The following is a 2806-nucleotide window of genomic DNA, read 5'->3' on the forward strand; positions in this document are numbered from 1 at the left end:
AATGTGGAGTGCTTGAAATGGGTCAGTCGGTTGTAGTTCTCGGGGCGCAGTGGGGCGACGAAGGCAAAGGCAAGATCGTCGATCTCCTCACCGAGCGCGTCGGTGGCGTGGTGCGTTTCCAGGGCGGCCACAATGCCGGCCACACGCTGGTCATCGGTGGCAAGAAAACGGTGCTGCACCTGATTCCGTCCGGCATCCTGCATCCGGGCGTGCTGTGCATGATCGGCAACGGCGTGGTGCTGTCGCCGGCGGCGCTGCAGAAGGAGATCGGCGAGTTGGAAGCCGAGGGCATCGACGTGCGCTCGCGCCTGAAGATCAGCCCGGCGACGCCGCTGATCATGCCCTACCACATCGCGCTCGATCAGGCCCGCGAGAAGAAGGCCGGCGGAAAGGCCATTGGCACCACCGGCCGCGGCATCGGCCCGGCCTACGAGGACAAGGTCGCGCGTCGCGGCGTGCGCGTGGCCGACCTGCACTACCCGGGCGAGCTGGCCGAGAAGCTGCGCAACGTGCTCGATTACCACAACTTCGTGCTGACCCAGTACTTGGGCGTGGAAGCGGTCGACTACCAGAAGACCCTGGACGAGGCCCTGGCCTTCGGTGAGTACGTCGAGCCGATGAAGGCAGACGTCGCCGGCCTGCTGCATGAGCTGCGCAAGCAGGGCAAGCAGGTGCTCTTCGAAGGCGCGCAGGGTTCGCTGCTCGACATCGACCACGGCACCTATCCCTACGTCACCTCCAGCAACACCACCACGGGTGGCGCGCTGGCCGGCACCGGCGTGGGCGCGGACGCCATCGACTATGTGCTCGGCATCGCCAAGGCCTATGCCACCCGCGTCGGCGGCGGCCCGTTCCCGACCGAGCTGAAGGATGAACTGGGCGAGGAGATCCGTCGCCGCGGCCAGGAGTTCGGCGCCACCACCGGCCGCCCGCGCCGCTGCGGCTGGATCGATATCGTCGCGCTGAAGCGCGCGGTGGCGATCAACGGCATCACCGGCCTGTGCGTGACCAAGCTGGATGTGCTGGACGGCCTGCCCAGCCTGAAGATGTGCATCGGCTATCGCTACCGTGGCAAGGAGACCGAGTACGCGCCGCTGGATGCCGCCGGCTGGGAAGAGTGCGAGCCGGTCTACCTGGAATTCCCGGGCTGGACAGAATCGACCCACGGTGTCACCGAATGGGACAAGCTGCCGCCCGCGGCGCGCGCCTACCTGCGCTCGCTGGAGGAGCTCGTCGGCTGTCCGCTGGCGATGGTCTCGACCGGTCCGGACCGCAACGCCAACATCGTGCTCAAGGATCCGTTCGCATAAGCCTGCGATGACGAGCCCGCACGATTCACCCGAACGTCGCGCGCAGCTGCGCGCGGCGTTCGCAGCACACGCGCAGCGCTGCCCTCCGCAGACCGAGCTCGCCGCCGAGTACATCGACCTGCTGGCCGATCCGCTGGCCTTCTCGCGAGCGCGTCTGGCCGGCCACTTCACCGGCTCGGCCTGGCTGGTCTCGCAGGACGGCCAGCGCGTGCTGCTGACCCATCACCGCAAGCTGCAGCGCTGGCTGCAGCTCGGTGGGCACGCGGATGGCGATGCCGACCTGGCGGCGGTCGCGCTGCGCGAGGCCGAAGAGGAATCGGGCCTGCGCGGGCTGTCACTCGAACCCGAGGTCTTCGACCTCGACCGTCACTGGATTCCCGAGCGCGGCGAGGTGCCGGGCCACTGGCACTACGACGTGCGCTACGTCGTTCGCGCCGGTAACGATGAGGTCTTCGCGGTCAGCGGGGAGTCGCTGGCGCTGGCCTGGGTGTCGATCGAGGACTTGCTGATCGACACTTCATCTGACGAGTCTCTGCGGCGGATGGCGCGGCTCTGGCAGGCGATTCCGACAGCTAGCTAGCGCATCGGCCTGCCGACCCGGTCATCCGTCCTTCTGCACGGCCTTGCCCTGCGCCTGGCGCTTCAGGCTGAGCTCCAGCTCGGCATTGAGGCCATTCACTGCCAGATGGACCTCCAGACCCATGGCCAGGCTGGCCACCAGCAGCGAGGCCACGCCGAACAGGGCGAAGCCGGCGGGCACTTCGCCCAGGGCGAAGCCGGTGTAGGCGTCCACCGCAAGCGCAAGGCTGGTGGCGACGAAGGCACCCAGCGCCACGTACAGCAGCACGCAGGCGCGCAGCACGTAGTGGCTGCGGCGGCGGTGCTGGCTGATCTGCCGGTCCACCGCGGCGCGCAGTTCCTCGCTGCCGCATTCACCGCGCGTCTGGATCAGCGCGCGCAGGCGGTCGACCACGCGCGCCAGCCGGTTGTTGGCCGAGATCAGCAGCGAGCCGGTGGCCGCCATCAGCAGGGCGGGGGCCAGCATCGCGGCCAGGATGGGGTAGTGGCTGCCGGCATCGGGGATCATCGGCGGGTGGCTGCTGCGAGTGGGGAGAGCGCCCATGCTAGCCGGCAAATGCAGCTCCGCTTGTATCCATGTGGGCGCAGCACAGGCCGCCGGTGAACTGCAGCGAGAGCGCAGGTTCCGCACGAGCCCATAGGGTGGGCCCTGGCCCACCGGAGCTCGACGCTCGCCTCCGGTCACGCTGCTCGCGTTGATGAGCCCCGGTATGGCCGCGATGACGAGGCGGGGCATTCGGTTCGCTGATCAAACCCTGGCGATCGGCGGGCGTTTGCGGTGAGGTTCAGGCCATGGTGGGCCAGGGCCCACCCTATGCACTCGCGAGGGCGATGCGCGCTTGCAGCTGCGCTCGCTTCGTTCACGCTCTTCCCGAATCCCGAATCCCGAATCCCGAATCCCGAATCCCGAATCCCGA

3 protein-coding genes are annotated in these 2806 nt (G+C 68.3%); 2 read left to right on the top strand and 1 reads right to left on the bottom strand.

Annotation, left to right across the window (positions count from 1 at the left end):
* The first annotated feature begins 17 nt into the window (after positions 1–17).
* Positions 18–1310, top strand: coding sequence for an adenylosuccinate synthase (locus Q0654_RS14575; RefSeq protein ID WP_298855045.1), 1293 nt, complete (start codon positions 18–20; stop codon positions 1308–1310).
* Between the two features lie 7 nt (positions 1311–1317).
* Positions 1318–1890: an NUDIX hydrolase gene (locus tag Q0654_RS14580; protein ID WP_298855041.1), complete on the top strand. Its 573-nt coding sequence runs from the start codon at positions 1318–1320 to the stop codon at positions 1888–1890.
* Between the two features lie 21 nt (positions 1891–1911).
* Here Q0654_RS14580 and Q0654_RS14585 read toward each other — a convergent pair whose 3' ends face one another.
* The gene (locus tag Q0654_RS14585) at positions 1912–2397 is read right to left on the bottom strand and encodes a DUF2721 domain-containing protein (protein ID WP_298855043.1); all 486 of its coding nucleotides are present in this window, start codon (positions 2395–2397) and stop codon (positions 1912–1914) included.
* Positions 2398–2806: the final 409 nt, after the last annotated feature.

The organism is uncultured Aquimonas sp. (assembly GCF_937888285.1).
GTDB lineage: Bacteria > Pseudomonadota > Gammaproteobacteria > Xanthomonadales > Xanthomonadaceae > Aquimonas.

Bases quoted from the DNA above. Each gene is read 5' to 3' on its own strand.
- Q0654_RS14575 (WP_298855045.1), top strand. From the start codon at position 18: ATGGGTCAGTCGGTTGTAGTTCTCGGGGCGCAGTGGGGCGACGAAGGC.
- Q0654_RS14580 (WP_298855041.1), top strand. From the start codon at position 1,318: ATGACGAGCCCGCACGATTCACCCGAACGTCGCGCGCAGCTGCGCGCG.
- Q0654_RS14585 (WP_298855043.1), bottom strand. From the start codon at position 2,397: ATGATCCCCGATGCCGGCAGCCACTACCCCATCCTGGCCGCGATGCTG.